We start from the raw sequence: 13,429 nt of genomic DNA on the forward strand, positions 1-13,429 counted from the left end.
GCCAGCGATCCGGTGTCAGCACTAGGAATTGTGTGAAGGCCTCATCGCGAGCAAGCTCGCTCCTACAATGAGCCGGACGAACCCGTTCAAATGTGGGAGCGCGTTTGCTCGCGATGGGGCTCACAGCCCCCGATGTTATTTTTTCTTCAGGCAGTCACTCATGAACGCCTTGCGCTCATCGCCCTTGAGGGCCTTGGTCGCAGCATCGGCATTGCAGGTTTTCATCTTCTCCTGCTGCGGGGTCAAGGCCTTGGCATCATTGACCGCTGGCGCCGCCTTGAGGCAATTGCTCATGAAGGCTTTGCGCTCATCGCCCTTGAGGCTTTTTGCCGTGGCGTCGGCGTTGCAGGTGGTCATCTTGTTCTGTTGGTCAGTGGCGGCGAAGCCTTGGGAACACAGGAGCAAACCGATCATCAGCAAAGGGGCACGCAGCATCTTCATGGAGTTTTCTCCTTGTCACCGCACCGAGGGGAACGGCCTTGCCTTGGATTGTAGACAACACCTATTAGACCTTCATCTTGTCTCCAGGTGGCTGCGTCGATACTGCTCCGGCGTACACCCTGCCTGGCGCTGGAACATGGCGATGAAGGCCGAGCCGGTGCTGTAGCCCAAATCGAAGGCGACGTCCTGGATGCTGCGGTGGCTGTCCAGCGCCTCGATCGCCGTCAGAAAGCGCAGGCGTTGGCGCCATTCTCCGAAACTCATGCCCAACTCACGGACAAACTGCCGCGCCAGCGTGCGTTCGCTGACATGAATCTGCGCGGCCCATTCGGCCAGTGGCCGGTTATCCCCAGGCTCGGCCTGCAGCGCCTCCAGAATGCCAAGCAATCGGTAACTGCTGGCGTAGGGCAGATAACACTCCTGCACCGGCGCTTGCTGCAGTTGATCCACCAACACCTGGGCCAGACGCTTGTCCGCGGCTTGCTCGGGGATCTTCACGTCCCGGGCGGCAAAGTCTTTGAGGATCGCCTTGAGAATGTCGCTGATGGCCAGTGTGCAGGCCTCTTGCGGCAGATCAGCGCACAGGGTGGGCGCCAGGCAGACCGCGCGATAATTGATCGGCTGGTTGCTGTAGAAGCTGTGCTCGGTTTCGGGGGGCACCCAAACCGCGTATTGCGGCGGTGACATGAAGCGACTGCCGCCAATTTCCATATGCAGCACGCCATGGGCCGAATACTCCAGCGTGCCCCAGGGGTGGCGATGCGCCGAGGCAAAACGATGTGCATCGAAATCGGCGTAGCGGAAGTACACAGGGGCGGGTAGCTCACTGAAATCCAGCAGGTCGATGTGTTTACTGGTCATGCTGTCCGGAATCAGGGGCGGGTTGTCTGGATCGAAGTATAGGCCTGTATCCAGACAAGGGATAATTACCCCTCATTAACGTTCTGGTTTTTCCCATGCAATACGCTTATCCGCTGCTGGCCATTTTCATCTGGGCCGGTAACACCGTGATCACCAAAATGTCGGCCGGGGCGATCTACCCCGCCGAGATCGGTTTTTACCGCTGGCTGCTGGCCGGGGTTTTGTTCACGCCCTTCATGCTCAAACCGGTGATTGCCCACTGGCCGTCGATTCGTCCGAACCTGGGCAAGATCTTTGTCCTCGGTGTGCTCGGCATGGCGGTTTACCAAAGCCTGGCGTACTTCGCCGCGAGCCTGACCTCCGCGACCAACATGGGCATCATCCTGTCGTTGATGCCCCTGATGTCGCTGGCTATGGCGATCATCAGTCTCGGCCAACGCCTGACGATCGGCGCACTGGCGGGTGCGGTGCTGTCGTTTGCCGGGGTTCTGGTGGTGGTCTCGTCCGGCAGCCTTGGCGTGCTGCTGGAGCATGGGGTGAACCTGGGCGACGCAATGATGCTGATCGCCACCCTGGCCTACGCGATCTACAGCACTTTGCTGAAAAAATGGCAGCTGCGTTTGCCGCCCTTGGTGTTGCTGTATCTGCAGGTGCTGGTAGCGGTGGTGGTGTTGTTTCCGCTGTTTCTCGCCTCGCCGAAAATCGGCCCGACCCTGCACAATATTCCGCTGGTGCTCTACGCCTGCCTGCTGGCCTCGATGGTCGCACCGCTGGCATGGATGCAAGCCGTGGTGCGCTTGGGGCCGAGCCGGACCACGCTGTTCTTCAATTTGCTGCCGCTGATTACCGCGCTGATTGCGGCGGTGGTGCTGCACGAGCAGTTGGCGATGTACCACCTGGTGGGCGGGTTGTTGACGTTGGGCGGGGTGATTCTTTCCGAGCGCTGGACCACCGTGCTGGGCCGCAAGTTCAGCGTTGCCTGATCTGGTGATCCTACAGGCCTGCAGCCTTTAGCCGCGCCGCATGCTCGACAAACAACCGGATCGGCTCAGCCCCCTTCCCCACCAGTCCCAACGACTGATTGACGATGTCGAAATGGTCCAGCGGATACTCGTCGCCAATCACTGTCCCCAGGTGCGAGCTGTAACGCCCGACCATCCCGTCGCAATGCCCGGCCTCGCGAACGAAGGCTCTGGCAAACAGCCGGCAACTGCGGTTGGTGCCATCGAACAGATTGCGTCCGCGGTTGGTCTTGCCCGGCTGCAAGGTGCCGGACCAGGAGTAGTAACGCACGCCGTTCACCTCTTCCGGTCCTTGCCCGCCCCAGGTGTCGGGCAGCCCCTGTGGATAACGTTGATTGAACAGCGCCACGCCCGCAGTGGTGAGTGAATGATGGGACGCATGGATATCCACCGGCAGCTTCACTCCGCGATAGCCGGTTTCCAGCAGACTCATCACCGCGGCGATCCACCGTAGTAACAAGGTCATCAACCGCCCCATGACACTGTCATGCGGATAGTGCTTATGTAGATAGTCGGCCAGTTCCGAACCATGGTTGGGCCCCGCCACCGAGGTCACCGAGGCGACCAGATCCGGGCGTTTGGCCGCCGCGTAGCGAGCGGTCAGCGAGCCTTGGCTGTGGCCGATCAGGTTGACCTTCCCGGCACCGGTCTGGCGCAAAATCTCTTCAATCCTCGCCAGCAATTGCTCGCCGCGCACTTCGCTGGAGTTGAGCGGCGAGACCTGCACCGCGAACACTACCGCACCACCACGGCGCAATGCCTCGGCGATCCCGTACCAGTACGGATAGAGCACCAGACGGATAAACCCGAGCATTCCCGGGACCAGCACCAGTGGGTAACGCGTGGCCGAACCTTGCGACATGGGCGAACATCCTTGTGATCGGTGGGGTGACGCCTGGCGGTGGCAAGACATCCGCCAAGCTTCGCCAGCGAACATGACAAACCGACGACCAGTCTAGGACATCCGCCCTACTTCAGCCCCACCACACCCGCCACGATCAGCCCGACCGACAGCAGCTTGACCGCGCTCAGGCTCTCACCGAGCAAGGCAAAGCCGAGTAACACCGTGCCCAGCGAACCGATGGCGGTCCAGATCGGGTAGGCGATGCTCACCGGCAATTCGCGCATGGCCAGAGTCAGGAAGTAGATCCCGCCCACCGCCGCGACGACGGTCATCAGAGAGGGCCAGAGCCGGGTGAAGCCTTCGGCGTACTTCATGCCCATGGCGAAGGTGACTTCGAACCCGGCGGCGATCAGCAAAAATAGCCAGGCCATCTAGAACGCCCTGGCCAGTGCCAATAAGCGCTGCTCTGCTTCGGCGGCAGAGACTTCGAAGGTGCGCACCTCGGACTCTTCACCTTCGGCGGCGACCACGGTGACATCGGTGATGCCGATGAAACCCAGCGCCGTGCGTAAAAGCGTATCCGCATGGTTCATGGCCTCCAATTCGCCGCCCGGGCCGAACCCGAAACCTCCGCGACTGGTCACGATCAAGGCCTTTTTACCCTGCACCAGTGGCTCGTACTGCGCGATACCGTTGTCCAAAGTGTGATTGAAGGTCAGCCCGAGTCGCACGATCTGGTCGATCCAGGCCTTCAAGCCGCTTGGCACGCTGAAGTTGTGCATCGGCGTGGAAATCACCAGCAGGTCATGCCCAAGCAACTCGCCGACCAGCGTGTCGCTGAACGCCAGGTCCGCTTGCATCGACAGCGGTCGTGCATCGGGTTGGGGGTAGAACGCGGCGGCTACGAACGCCTCGTTGACCGGTGGAATCAAGGCTCGGCCGACTTCGCGGCGCGTCAGCTTCGATTGCGGGTGACGGGCCTGCCAGGCCGACAGAAAGACTTCGGCCAAACGCCGGGAGTGCGATCGTTCACCGCGTGGGCTGGCGTGAATTGCAAGAACTGTACTCATCTTACTCTCCTGGGACTAAACTCAAATGGCTCGTGGCTTGCAGCTTGTAGCGCACAGCCGTCTCACTTCAACTGAACAAAAATCAGTCTGGATGAATCCATTTCATCCATGGAGTTGCCATGTTCGCTTCATTGCCATTGACCGCCCTGCGCGCTTTTGAATCCGCCTCACGCCTGCTGAGCTTCAAGGCCGCGGCTGAAGAACTGTCGGTCACTCCGACGGCGGTATCCCATCAAATCCGCTCGCTGGAAACCTGGCTCGGCGTGCAGCTGTTCGAGCGCCTGCCGCGCCAGGTACGCCTGACCGAAGGCGGCGAGCGCTTGTTCCACAGCCTGCACGGTGCTTTCCTGGAAGTGGCGCAAAGCGTCGACACCCTGCGCCCACACCGCAGCGGCACGAACCTGACAATCTCCACCACCGCCGCCTTTGCCGCCCTGTGGCTGGTGCCGCGCCTGGGGCGTTTCTATGCCCGACACCCGAACATCAGTCTGCGCCTGGACACCCATTGCGAGGTCATCGATCTGCATCAGGACGCCAGTGTCGACCTGGTGGTGCGCTACAGCCTCGATGACTATCCGAATCTGTATGGCCTTTGCCTGTTCGACGAGTCTTTCGGCGTTTACGGCTCGCCCGGACAAGTAGCCCTGGCTGCCCATCACACACCTACGCTGATCAGCGTGCGCTGGCACAACTCCAAACTCTACGCCCATGGCTGGGAGGCTTGGTGTACGCAGTCCGGTGAGGCCTGGCTGGCGGGTCAGCCCACCGTGCGCGAATACGATGAAGAGCACTACGCCCTGCAAGCGGCGATTGCCGGACAAGGCCTGGTGCTGGCGAGCAATATTCTGGTCTCCGAGAGCGTCGCCAGCGGTTTGCTGTTGCCTTATCGGGGCGATGTGCAGGTGGAGGGTGCCGGTTACAGCGCGCTGTGTGTGCCGGGACGCGAGCGACATCCGCCGGTTCGGGCTTTTTTCGCGTGGTTACGGGAAGAGGCAACCGTATCCGGTTTTGCCTTCGCGTAAGTAACGTAAGGCGGTGCTGCAAATTGGCAACGTCCTAATATTTTGCAGCGCCCCCCTTCTCAACACGCCAACCAACAACCAGAAGTTACAATCCCTCGGTAGACTTCGCCAAGAACAAACTTATTATAACAGCCACAACCCATCGGTTGTTTATATAAGCCAAGTAAAGGAATACTCATGCACATTGAAGAGCGGCTCGAATTCATCGATTCACTGGCGCCACTGCCAATCTTGAAAACTCGGTCCTTCGCCAACTTTCCAGATCAGTACAACGCTCCCCCCCACGATCCAAACAAACCAACCGCAAGTGTCATGCCTGATACAATTGACGCTTTTCTCCCGGGGGTATCCAAACAAGTTATCGACGACGTCAATCTCTGCAAATTAATCATGCAGAATGCTGCCGACCAACGATACCCCAAAGACGATCAACTCTTCGAGTGGTATAAATACTATGTTGATGGTCTGGGTAAACTGGGCTGGGTGATTCAAAACAAGAACCTCCAGGAGGTCACCATCAAGAAAATCGGCCTCACGATGGACCAGGTTGCCTTGGAGATCGTAGCAGGCTTAATCGGCCCTAATCCTGCGGCGACCCTGGCAAACGTTGCTAAAAAAGCGATAGAAGAGGTGAAGAAAACCCCTCAGGCAATTCAAGTCTTTGATAAAAACAGCAAACTCGGGACACAGGCCAAGTTCGACATTGCCCCTGTCTGGGTGGATAACAGCGGCATGCCGAACATGATCCTTAACTGCATCTCCCTGGATGCACGGGAAAGCAGCCGTGGCATCCTGTTCTGGAAGTCGACCCGGCAATCCACCACCATCAAATCAGGCGCCGTGCGCACTTACCTGGACAGTAAAGTTTTCTCCCGCCTGAGCGACATGCTGTATGACAAGTACACCGAGTCCGGGAAAAAATTCATTTTCGATCTGCCGGACCTTTAAGTTTTACTGAATTTTAAATCGGCAAGCCATTGCCGATTTAAATATCTTTTCGCGCGCCACCTCCCAGCAGAATCCATCATGAAAGAAAACAATTTTGACGCCTACCTGACTAATGGCAAAATAACGTTATTCTGTGGCATGCACACTAACAGTTTCAAAAACGATATTTTGCACGCCACCCTGTACGCTGATCTCCTTGCGACAAGGGGAGGCAATGACCAGGAAGTGTGGTGGCAAACCTATACTCAAACCCTGAACAGGTTTGGCTGTACCCTCAATAGCCGGGAGGTCCGGCGTCTTGAGTTTCACAACACCCGTTTGTTCAATATCGTCGTTGAAAGTACGGAGAGCGCCCTCTCGGAAAATGAACAACAAGCGCTGTCCAGCGTCTTCTCGGAATTGGGAACACTGCCGGCAAACTCCTTGGCCATTGAGGCGATCATCACCAGGCTTCAGGCCAATGCTTACAATGGAACCGCTGACATTGCGGACGCTCGCACAAAAAAACAACCGGTCTCGACAGCAATGCTGCTGACGATCGTTCGTAACGATAAAACCCTGTTGACCCTGCAAATTTCCTTCAAGACCAACGCAGGGATCACACCCGACACCCTGAACCAACCTGTGCTCACGACCATCAAGGATGGGAAAAACAATATTCGCCTGTTGCACAGCTCACTGGATGAACGTCAATACAGCCAGATCAGAGAGACCATCATCAATAAACTGGGCAACAAACTGCAAACCGACTTGCTACATCTCACCCCGCCACCCTGCCCGAACTGAAAGGGTCCAGGCAAGCCATTGCTCTAATCGCTCCCCACGCCCGAGTGGTGAGCGATCAGAGGCTTTTCAGCATCGGCTCAGTTCTTTACTGTCTTGGGCGCCTTACCCGCCTTCATCTGCTCCAGCAACGGTGCGCACTGGTTCGGCTCACCCCCGCTGGGTGCCACCAGCGCCAACAGCCCCGCCGCCGGTGCGGCGATCACGCCCAGTACAACCATTCCAGCCCCGCGCAACATCAAGGGGACGGCTTTCACTCCGGCATCGGGCTTGATGAACTTGCCCCGCACATAAAGTGGAGAACGCAACGAGATCAGCCGCCAGCCCTTGGATTCTGGCGTGATGGTCAGGTCCAACTGCTCGGTGGCCATGTTCGCCGTGCCATCAATGTAGACGATTGCGTTCTCGGTATCGAAAACGAACAACCGCGTAGTGGCCAGTCCGCTCTTGATGTCAAAGTCGGCGGCGGCGCAGTTGATCTTCACTTCCTTGTCGCCAAAGATCTTGCCGATCACATAGTTGCCGACGTTCAGTCCCGCCAGCTCCATCAGTTCCCGGCTGATGGCGCCGTCGTTGATCAGCATTTTCAGATTGCCATTGGCGCTGCCCAGCAACTTGGCCACAGAATTGCCGCGCCCGGTAATGTCGGCATCGCCATTGAGTTGGCCGAAGCTGGTTTTCATCGGTTCGAAGGTGGGGAACAACTGCTTGAGCCTGAATCCCCGTGCGGTGAGTTGTGCCCGGCCTTCCAGCGGTTCGGCGTGCCCGTTCAGGCGAATCTGCGCGTCCAGCTTGCCACCGGCCACGCCAAATCGCAGCGGCTCCAGACTGAGCACACCATCGGTGAGCACCAGGTGCGTGTAGAGATCGTTGAATGGCAATCTTTCGCTGTGGACGATGCGCTTGCCGGTGAATTCGACATCCGCGTCCATGTCGCGCCAGCGATCGGTCTTGAACTCCTCGACCGGTAGCACCTTGTCCGCCGGCTGCTTGCTCTCGCCACCACGGGCTTTCTGCTTGGCATTGGAGTCGGCGCCGATCAACGGGGCCAGGTCGGCGAACAACAGTTGATTGGATAACACTGACCCGCTGAGTTTTGGGCGTGGCTGGCCGGCGACGTAGGCCAGGCTGCCATGGATGTCACTCGCGCCGATCGTGCCGTTGAACGCTTCGTAACGAAACACCGCACCGCCCGGCTCATGCAGCTTGGCGATCAGATGGCCGTCGGTGGCGTAGGGCGGCGTATCCGGCAGGGTCACGCCAATCAGGGGGTAAAGGTTACCCAGGCTGGTGCCGGCCAGTTTCAGGCGTAGATCCAGGGCGCCCAGATTCATCGGATCGGTCAGCGTGCCAGCCAGCTCGACGCTGGTGTCGCCGATCTTCGCTTGCGCCTGCAACGGAAACGGCCGGGCCGCGTCCTGCAGCGCCAGCAAGCCGCCAATTTTGCCCTGGCCCGTGAGTTTCTGAGCGTGGTACTGGCCTTTGACCTTAATTGCAAACGCGTAATCCTGAGGCGAGGCGTCCTGCGCGGAGGCCGTTTTCGCCGCTTTGTCACCGACGATTTCGCTGAAGGGAATCGGCTTGCCCAGGGGATCGATCAGCAGGTCCAGTTGAGTCTTCAGCTTCTGGTCGTCGAGGGTGACATGTCCCTTGTCGAAGCCGATCGCGCCGATATCCACCACCCATGGCGAAGGCTCGGCGTTCGGATCTTTGGGGTCGAACTTGAAGGTCCAGTTGGATCGACCGTCGGCCAGGCGCTGTAACTGGGCATTGGGTTCGGTGAGGTCGATGCGCGGGATCACCACGCGCTGCGCCAACAAGGCCAAGGGTGAGATGCGTAACTCCACACGCTTGAGGCTGGCCATCTGCGGTGTCTTCGACCAGTCCGGGTTACCCAGGCTCAGATCTTGCGCCACCACGTGCGGCCAGGGCACCCAGGCAAACCAGCCGCTCTCATCGGGTTCGCGCCGCCAGACCACGGCCAGATCGCCGTTGATGGCAAACGGCCGGTGCAGCTCTTCGGACACCTTCGCATTGAGGGACGGTTTGATCCGGTTCCAGTCGAAAAACACGATGACCAGCACCAGCACGGCCAACAACACAACGAAGCTGGTGATGCTCCAGGCGAGAATCTTACGGGTGCGCGTCATTGCACAGGGCTCCTGATACGGCTGAGCGTCACGATCGCGATGCTCAGGAGAAACGCAGGGCCAGAACCGGCCCGTCATGCAATCTACGACTGGCAAATGGCCCGCAGGTTTAATCGAACATCCGATTTTGCCGCCATTGACCGATTGAACACGCCCCCTGCTCCCGGTCAGCGTTACCGCCCCCCGCACTTTTGCGTGGCGCAGTTGAGTCGAAAATACCCACCTCGGTGCGCCGCAAAGGCCCGATTTAGAAGGGCTGTAGAGAACAATCAATTCCGTTGATTATTAACATTGCGTTTATGAACTTTTATATCGACTTATCAAGAGTAGCATTGCCTTCGTACCCAATTTATCGCACTCCTACGGAGCACCCCATCATGAAACGCCAACTTCTGCTTAGCCTTACACTTTCAATGCTGGCCAGCACCGCTTTTGCGCTGCCAGCCGCTGACCAGGCCACTCCGCAAGTGAAAGATACTCACTCGGCGTTCAGCCAAACCGTCGCCGCTGATGGCTCCGACCGCACCCCAGGTCAAACCGTCGCCGAAGGTGGTAACGATCGCCTGAAAGAAAAAGGCCTGCTCACTGAAGACGGCTACGATCAAACCCCACAAGGTCAAACTGTGGCAGAGGACGGCTACGACCAGACTCCTCAAGGTCAAACGGTTGCCGCTGACGGCTCCGACCGCACTCCTGGCCAAACCGTTGCCGCTGATGGCTCCGACCGCACTCCTGGTCAAACCGTTGCCGAAGGCGGTGGTGACCGTGTCATCGAACGCAACAGTTCCATGAGCTAAGCCCATGGTGGCCGTGAAAAAAAGCCCAATCACCGGATTGGGCTTTTGATTTTCTGGTCATTGCCTTTGTAGAAGTTGCAACGCCCCGCCTGATCCCCCCTATGTCGTTCGACGCCGGCAAAGCCTATTTGCTAGAGTGCGCCGCAGTCCTTTTCAGAAAACGCCCTTGCAATGCTGCCCCGCGCCGAACAGAAACAACAAACCCGCAACGCCTTGATGGACGCGGCCCGCCATTTGATGGAGGGCGGCCGAGGATTTGGCAGCCTGAGCCTGCGCGAAGTCGCGAAAACCGCCGGGATCGTCCCCACCGGTTTCTACCGGCATTTCGCCGACATGGATGAACTCGGCCTGGTGCTGGTGAGCGAAGTCGGCCAGACCTTCCGTGAAACCATTCGCCTGGTGCGGCACAACGAGTTCGTCATGGGCGGCATCATCGACGCGTCCGTGCGGATATTTCTCGATGTGGTGTCGGCCAACCGTTCGCAATTCCTGTTTCTGGCCAGAGAGCAGTACGGCGGCTCGTTGCCGGTACGTCTGGCCATTGGTCGCCTGCGCGAGAACATCAGCTCCGACCTGGCTGCCGACCTGTCCTTGATGCCGAAACTGCAACATCTGAACATAGCCGGCCTGAGCGTCATGGCGGACCTGATCGTCAAAAGCGTGTTCGCCACCTTGCCGGACATCATCGACCCGCCAGTCCAAGCGCTACCCGAGCACTTGACGCCGCAAGCAAAGATCACCCAACAGCTGCGGTTCATCTTTATCGGCCTCAAGCATTGGCAGGGACTCGGCAGTACCGAATAAGCACCGCCAAGGCACACTCACCCGGCTTCAATTTGGTGCGCATGGAAAAGCCTGCGCACCAAATTCAGCCAAAATCCAGCGCGCCTCGAAACTTTTCCTACGCTGCCTACGGATATTTCCTACGAATCCCCTGATTGGCAAGCCCCTTGCTCTAGCCTGAGCATTGTCCATTGCTGGAAGCTTTCCGATGCTGGTGATTCATCGCAGAATCGACCCTCAACCCGACTGGGCCGCCGAGCTGCACCTGACCTTCGAAGCCCGGAGCAAAAGCCGGTTGCGCTGTTTCAGTGCCGACGGTGAGGACGTCGGGTTGTTTTTGGAGCGCGGTCAATCACCCTTGTATGACGGTGAATACCTGCAAGCCGAAGACGGCCGCGTCGTGCGTGTCTGTGCCCGTCCCGAGCAATTGCTGCACGTCACCTGCGCCAATGCCTTCGAATTGACTCGCGCCGCCTATCACCTGGGTAATCGCCATGTTGCCCTGCAAGTCGGCGACGGCTGGTTGCGCCTGCTCGACGACTACGTGCTCAAGGCCATGCTCGAACAACTCGGCGCGCAAGCCGAGCCCATCGAGGCGGCGTTTCAACCTGAACACGGCGCCTACGGCGGCGGCCATCACCATTCGCGCCACGGTGACGAAGACTTCAACTATCCGCCAAAACTGCACCAGTTCGGCGTGCGCCCATGAACCCCGCATGGGCTTTGCTGCGCCTGGCCAGTCCGCAATTGCCGATTGGCGGCTACAGCTATTCCCAAGGCCTGGAAATGGCGGTGGACAACGGCCGGGTGCACGATCCCGACAGCGCGCGACGCTGGATCAGCGATCAGTTGCTGCTCAATCTCGCCCGCTTCGAGGCGCCGCTGCTGCTCGCCCATTGCATGGCCGCGGCCGAGGAAAACTGGAGCGAACTGCTGCAGCACTGCGAAGAACACCGTGCCAGCCGGGAAACCCGCGAACTGCATCAGGAAAGCCGGCAAATGGGCTACTCCTTACAGCAGTTGCTCAACGGCCTGCCTGAACTCGATGCACAGGCCCGCGCCTTTCTCGTACAACGACCCGAACCCCACCTGGCCCTGGGCTGGGCGTTGGCCGCTCGCGCCTGGCAGATCAGCCCGCAGGATGCACTGGCCGCGTGGCTCTGGAGCTGGCTGGAAAACCAGCTGGCAGTACTGATGAAAACCCTGCCGCTGGGCCAGCAGGCCGCGCAGCGCTTGACCAGTGAACTGCTGCCGCTGTTGCAACAGGCCCAGCAGGACGCTACCCGAATCACCCCCGAACACTTTGGCAGCGCCGCGTTTGGCCTGTCCCTGGCGTGCATGGCCCATGAGCGCCAGTACAGCCGTCTCTTCCGTTCCTAGGGCCTGTTATTTTGGCCGCCCTTTTTTGGAGAACCACATGAACACACAACCTTTGCGCGTCGGCATCGGCGGCCCGGTCGGTTCCGGTAAAACCGCCCTGACCCTGGCCCTGTGCCTGGCCCTGCGCGAACGCTACAACCTGGCCGTGGTGACCAACGACATCTACACCCGCGAAGACGCTGATTTCCTGGTGCGCAACGAAGCGCTGGCGCCGGAACGCATCATCGGCGTGGAAACCGGCGGCTGCCCGCACACGGCGATCCGCGAAGATGCCTCGATCAACCTTGAAGCCGTGGATCAATTGAACCGCCGTTTCCCGGGGCTGGACCTGATTCTGGTGGAGTCCGGTGGCGACAATCTCTCGGCCACCTTCAGCCCGGAGCTGTCCGATCTGACCATCTACGTGATCGACGTTTCCGCTGGCGACAAGCTGCCGCGCAAAGGCGGGCCGGGGATCTGCAAATCCGACCTGCTGGTGATCAACAAAATTGACCTGGCCCCCCTGGTGGGAGCCTCGCTGACGCTGATGGACAGCGACACCACGCGCATGCGCAACGGCAAGCCGTTCGTGTTCAGCAACCAGAAAACCGGCCAGGGCCTGGACGCGATCATCGCCTTCATCGAACGCCAGGGCCTACTGACGGCAGCTTGATCATGACTTATCAACAAGGAAGCTTCTGCATGACACTTAAACGCATTCTGGGCGCCATGGCCCTGCTGTTGACTCCCGCCATTGCGTTCGCCCACCCGGGGCACGGTGACAACGGCCTGCTCGCCGGGATCAGCCACCCGATCGGTGGTCTCGACCATTTGCTGGCGATGCTTGCGGTCGGCCTGTGGGCGGCGCAGCAGCAAGGTGCTGCGCGCTGGGCGCTGCCGTGCACTTTCGTTGGCACAATGCTGCTCGGCGGGCTGCTGGGTTTTGAAGGGCTGGAACTGCCGGTACTGGAAAGCGGGATTGCGGCATCTGTGTTGGCACTGGGCTTGGCGGTAGCCCTGGCGGTGCGTCCGCCATTGAGTCTGGCGGTGGGTGCCACCGCATTGTTCGCATTGTTCCATGGCGTGGCCCATGGCCTGGAATTACCGGACATGTCGAGTCCTTGGGCGTATGCCGCAGGATTTTTCGCGGCGACCGCAGCGCTGCATGCCGCGGGTTATGCGCTGGTGCGGGTGTTGCCGCAAGCGGCGGCTCCCTTGGTTCGATGGGTGGGTGCAGCGTCGGCGGCGACTGGCGTGTGGTTGTTGGCAGGCTGATCAATTCATGCGGCAAGCTGATTTGCTCTTGCTTGCAGCTTGCCGCTTGAAGCTTGATTCCTGCCCCTCTGCTA

16 protein-coding genes are annotated in these 13,429 nt (G+C 59.4%); 10 read left to right on the plus strand and 6 right to left on the minus strand.

All coding sequences use genetic code 11. The annotated features are described in order from the left end of the window. Window positions 1-135: 135 nt before the first annotated feature. Together ACIO0C_RS17775 and ACIO0C_RS17780 are read right to left on the minus strand one after the other, a co-directional pair. Window positions 136-441 (minus strand): PsiF family protein, encoded by a 306-nt coding sequence (locus tag ACIO0C_RS17775; protein ID WP_401314142.1) that lies wholly within the window; start codon window positions 439-441, stop codon window positions 136-138. 72 nt (window positions 442-513) lie between these two features. Next, a complete protein-coding gene (locus tag ACIO0C_RS17780; protein ID WP_401314144.1) occupies window positions 514-1,302 on the minus strand; it encodes an AraC family transcriptional regulator in 789 nt (262 codons plus the stop codon). A gap of 95 nt (window positions 1,303-1,397) precedes the next feature. Here ACIO0C_RS17780 and ACIO0C_RS17785 point away from each other — a divergent pair, with 95 nt between their 5' ends. Continuing rightward, complete coding sequence (locus tag ACIO0C_RS17785; RefSeq protein WP_401314146.1) at window positions 1,398-2,285, plus strand: DMT family transporter; 888 nt, start codon at window positions 1,398-1,400, stop codon at window positions 2,283-2,285. A 10-nt stretch (window positions 2,286-2,295) separates the two neighbouring features. On the opposite strand, the gene ACIO0C_RS17790 is transcribed toward ACIO0C_RS17785, so the two are convergent. From ACIO0C_RS17790 to ACIO0C_RS17800, 3 genes are all read right to left on the minus strand, one after another. Continuing rightward, window positions 2,296-3,186, minus strand: a complete 891-nt coding sequence (locus ACIO0C_RS17790; RefSeq protein WP_401314148.1) for an esterase/lipase family protein — start codon at window positions 3,184-3,186, stop codon at window positions 2,296-2,298. Window positions 3,187-3,293: 107 nt separating this feature from the next. Next, window positions 3,294-3,599 (minus strand): DMT family transporter, encoded by a 306-nt coding sequence (locus tag ACIO0C_RS17795; RefSeq protein WP_401314150.1) that lies wholly within the window; start codon window positions 3,597-3,599, stop codon window positions 3,294-3,296. Next, window positions 3,600-4,238, minus strand: a complete 639-nt coding sequence (locus ACIO0C_RS17800) for an FMN-dependent NADH-azoreductase (RefSeq protein ID WP_401314152.1) — start codon at window positions 4,236-4,238, stop codon at window positions 3,600-3,602. A gap of 119 nt (window positions 4,239-4,357) precedes the next feature. On the opposite strand from ACIO0C_RS17800, the gene ACIO0C_RS17805 reads away from it, so the two are divergent. The 3 genes from ACIO0C_RS17805 (at window position 4,358) to ACIO0C_RS17815 (ending at window position 6,994) form a co-directional block, all read left to right on the plus strand. Next, window positions 4,358-5,260, plus strand: a complete 903-nt coding sequence (locus ACIO0C_RS17805; protein ID WP_401314154.1) for a LysR substrate-binding domain-containing protein — start codon at window positions 4,358-4,360, stop codon at window positions 5,258-5,260. A gap of 177 nt (window positions 5,261-5,437) precedes the next feature. Further along, on the plus strand, window positions 5,438-6,208 hold the full coding sequence (locus tag ACIO0C_RS17810) for a hypothetical protein (RefSeq protein WP_401314156.1): 771 nt from the start codon (window positions 5,438-5,440) through the stop codon (window positions 6,206-6,208). A gap of 78 nt (window positions 6,209-6,286) precedes the next feature. After that, a complete protein-coding gene (locus ACIO0C_RS17815; RefSeq protein WP_401314158.1) occupies window positions 6,287-6,994 on the plus strand; it encodes a hypothetical protein in 708 nt (235 codons plus the stop codon). Between the two features lie 77 nt (window positions 6,995-7,071). Here the strand turns inward: ACIO0C_RS17815 and ACIO0C_RS17820 are convergent, their stop codons facing one another. After that, window positions 7,072-9,141, minus strand: coding sequence for an AsmA family protein (locus ACIO0C_RS17820; protein ID WP_401314160.1), 2,070 nt, complete (start codon window positions 9,139-9,141; stop codon window positions 7,072-7,074). A 377-nt stretch (window positions 9,142-9,518) separates the two neighbouring features. On the opposite strand from ACIO0C_RS17820, the gene ACIO0C_RS17825 reads away from it, so the two are divergent. From ACIO0C_RS17825 to ACIO0C_RS17850, 6 genes are all read left to right on the plus strand, one after another. Then, on the plus strand, window positions 9,519-9,938 hold the full coding sequence (locus ACIO0C_RS17825; RefSeq protein WP_401314162.1) for a hypothetical protein: 420 nt from the start codon (window positions 9,519-9,521) through the stop codon (window positions 9,936-9,938). Window positions 9,939-10,109: 171 nt separating this feature from the next. Then, window positions 10,110-10,742: a TetR family transcriptional regulator gene (locus ACIO0C_RS17830; protein ID WP_401314164.1), complete on the plus strand. Its 633-nt coding sequence runs from the start codon at window positions 10,110-10,112 to the stop codon at window positions 10,740-10,742. Window positions 10,743-10,929: 187 nt separating this feature from the next. Further along, window positions 10,930-11,430, plus strand: coding sequence for an urease accessory protein UreE (gene ureE / locus ACIO0C_RS17835; protein ID WP_401314166.1), 501 nt, complete (start codon window positions 10,930-10,932; stop codon window positions 11,428-11,430). Further along, on the plus strand, window positions 11,427-12,101 hold the full coding sequence (locus ACIO0C_RS17840) for an urease accessory protein UreF (protein WP_401314167.1): 675 nt from the start codon (window positions 11,427-11,429) through the stop codon (window positions 12,099-12,101). The genes ureE and ACIO0C_RS17840 overlap by 4 nt, the downstream gene beginning before the upstream one ends. A gap of 37 nt (window positions 12,102-12,138) precedes the next feature. Next, window positions 12,139-12,753 (plus strand): urease accessory protein UreG, encoded by a 615-nt coding sequence (ureG, locus tag ACIO0C_RS17845; RefSeq protein ID WP_008058937.1) that lies wholly within the window; start codon window positions 12,139-12,141, stop codon window positions 12,751-12,753. A gap of 29 nt (window positions 12,754-12,782) precedes the next feature. After that, complete coding sequence (locus ACIO0C_RS17850) at window positions 12,783-13,355, plus strand: HupE/UreJ family protein (RefSeq protein WP_401314169.1); 573 nt, start codon at window positions 12,783-12,785, stop codon at window positions 13,353-13,355. Window positions 13,356-13,429: the final 74 nt, after the last annotated feature.

It is taken from the genome of Pseudomonas sp. NPDC087336 (assembly GCF_044744285.1).
Taxonomy (GTDB): domain Bacteria; phylum Pseudomonadota; class Gammaproteobacteria; order Pseudomonadales; family Pseudomonadaceae; genus Aquipseudomonas.

Bases quoted from the DNA above. Each gene is read 5' to 3' on its own strand.
- ACIO0C_RS17810 (WP_401314156.1), top strand. From the start codon at position 5,438: ATGCACATTGAAGAGCGGCTCGAATTCATCGATTCACTGGCGCCACTG.
- ACIO0C_RS17850 (WP_401314169.1), top strand. From the start codon at position 12,783: ATGACACTTAAACGCATTCTGGGCGCCATGGCCCTGCTGTTGACTCCC.
- ACIO0C_RS17840 (WP_401314167.1), top strand. From the start codon at position 11,427: ATGAACCCCGCATGGGCTTTGCTGCGCCTGGCCAGTCCGCAATTGCCG.
- ureE (WP_401314166.1), top strand. From the start codon at position 10,930: ATGCTGGTGATTCATCGCAGAATCGACCCTCAACCCGACTGGGCCGCC.
- ACIO0C_RS17790 (WP_401314148.1), bottom strand. From the start codon at position 3,186: ATGTCGCAAGGTTCGGCCACGCGTTACCCACTGGTGCTGGTCCCGGGA.
- ACIO0C_RS17805 (WP_401314154.1), top strand. From the start codon at position 4,358: ATGTTCGCTTCATTGCCATTGACCGCCCTGCGCGCTTTTGAATCCGCC.
- ureG (WP_008058937.1), top strand. From the start codon at position 12,139: ATGAACACACAACCTTTGCGCGTCGGCATCGGCGGCCCGGTCGGTTCC.
- ACIO0C_RS17825 (WP_401314162.1), top strand. From the start codon at position 9,519: ATGAAACGCCAACTTCTGCTTAGCCTTACACTTTCAATGCTGGCCAGC.
- ACIO0C_RS17830 (WP_401314164.1), top strand. From the start codon at position 10,110: ATGCTGCCCCGCGCCGAACAGAAACAACAAACCCGCAACGCCTTGATG.
- ACIO0C_RS17800 (WP_401314152.1), bottom strand. From the start codon at position 4,238: ATGAGTACAGTTCTTGCAATTCACGCCAGCCCACGCGGTGAACGATCG.
- ACIO0C_RS17815 (WP_401314158.1), top strand. From the start codon at position 6,287: ATGAAAGAAAACAATTTTGACGCCTACCTGACTAATGGCAAAATAACG.
- ACIO0C_RS17820 (WP_401314160.1), bottom strand. From the start codon at position 9,141: ATGACGCGCACCCGTAAGATTCTCGCCTGGAGCATCACCAGCTTCGTT.
- ACIO0C_RS17785 (WP_401314146.1), top strand. From the start codon at position 1,398: ATGCAATACGCTTATCCGCTGCTGGCCATTTTCATCTGGGCCGGTAAC.
- ACIO0C_RS17780 (WP_401314144.1), bottom strand. From the start codon at position 1,302: ATGACCAGTAAACACATCGACCTGCTGGATTTCAGTGAGCTACCCGCC.
- ACIO0C_RS17795 (WP_401314150.1), bottom strand. From the start codon at position 3,599: ATGGCCTGGCTATTTTTGCTGATCGCCGCCGGGTTCGAAGTCACCTTC.
- ACIO0C_RS17775 (WP_401314142.1), bottom strand. From the start codon at position 441: ATGAAGATGCTGCGTGCCCCTTTGCTGATGATCGGTTTGCTCCTGTGT.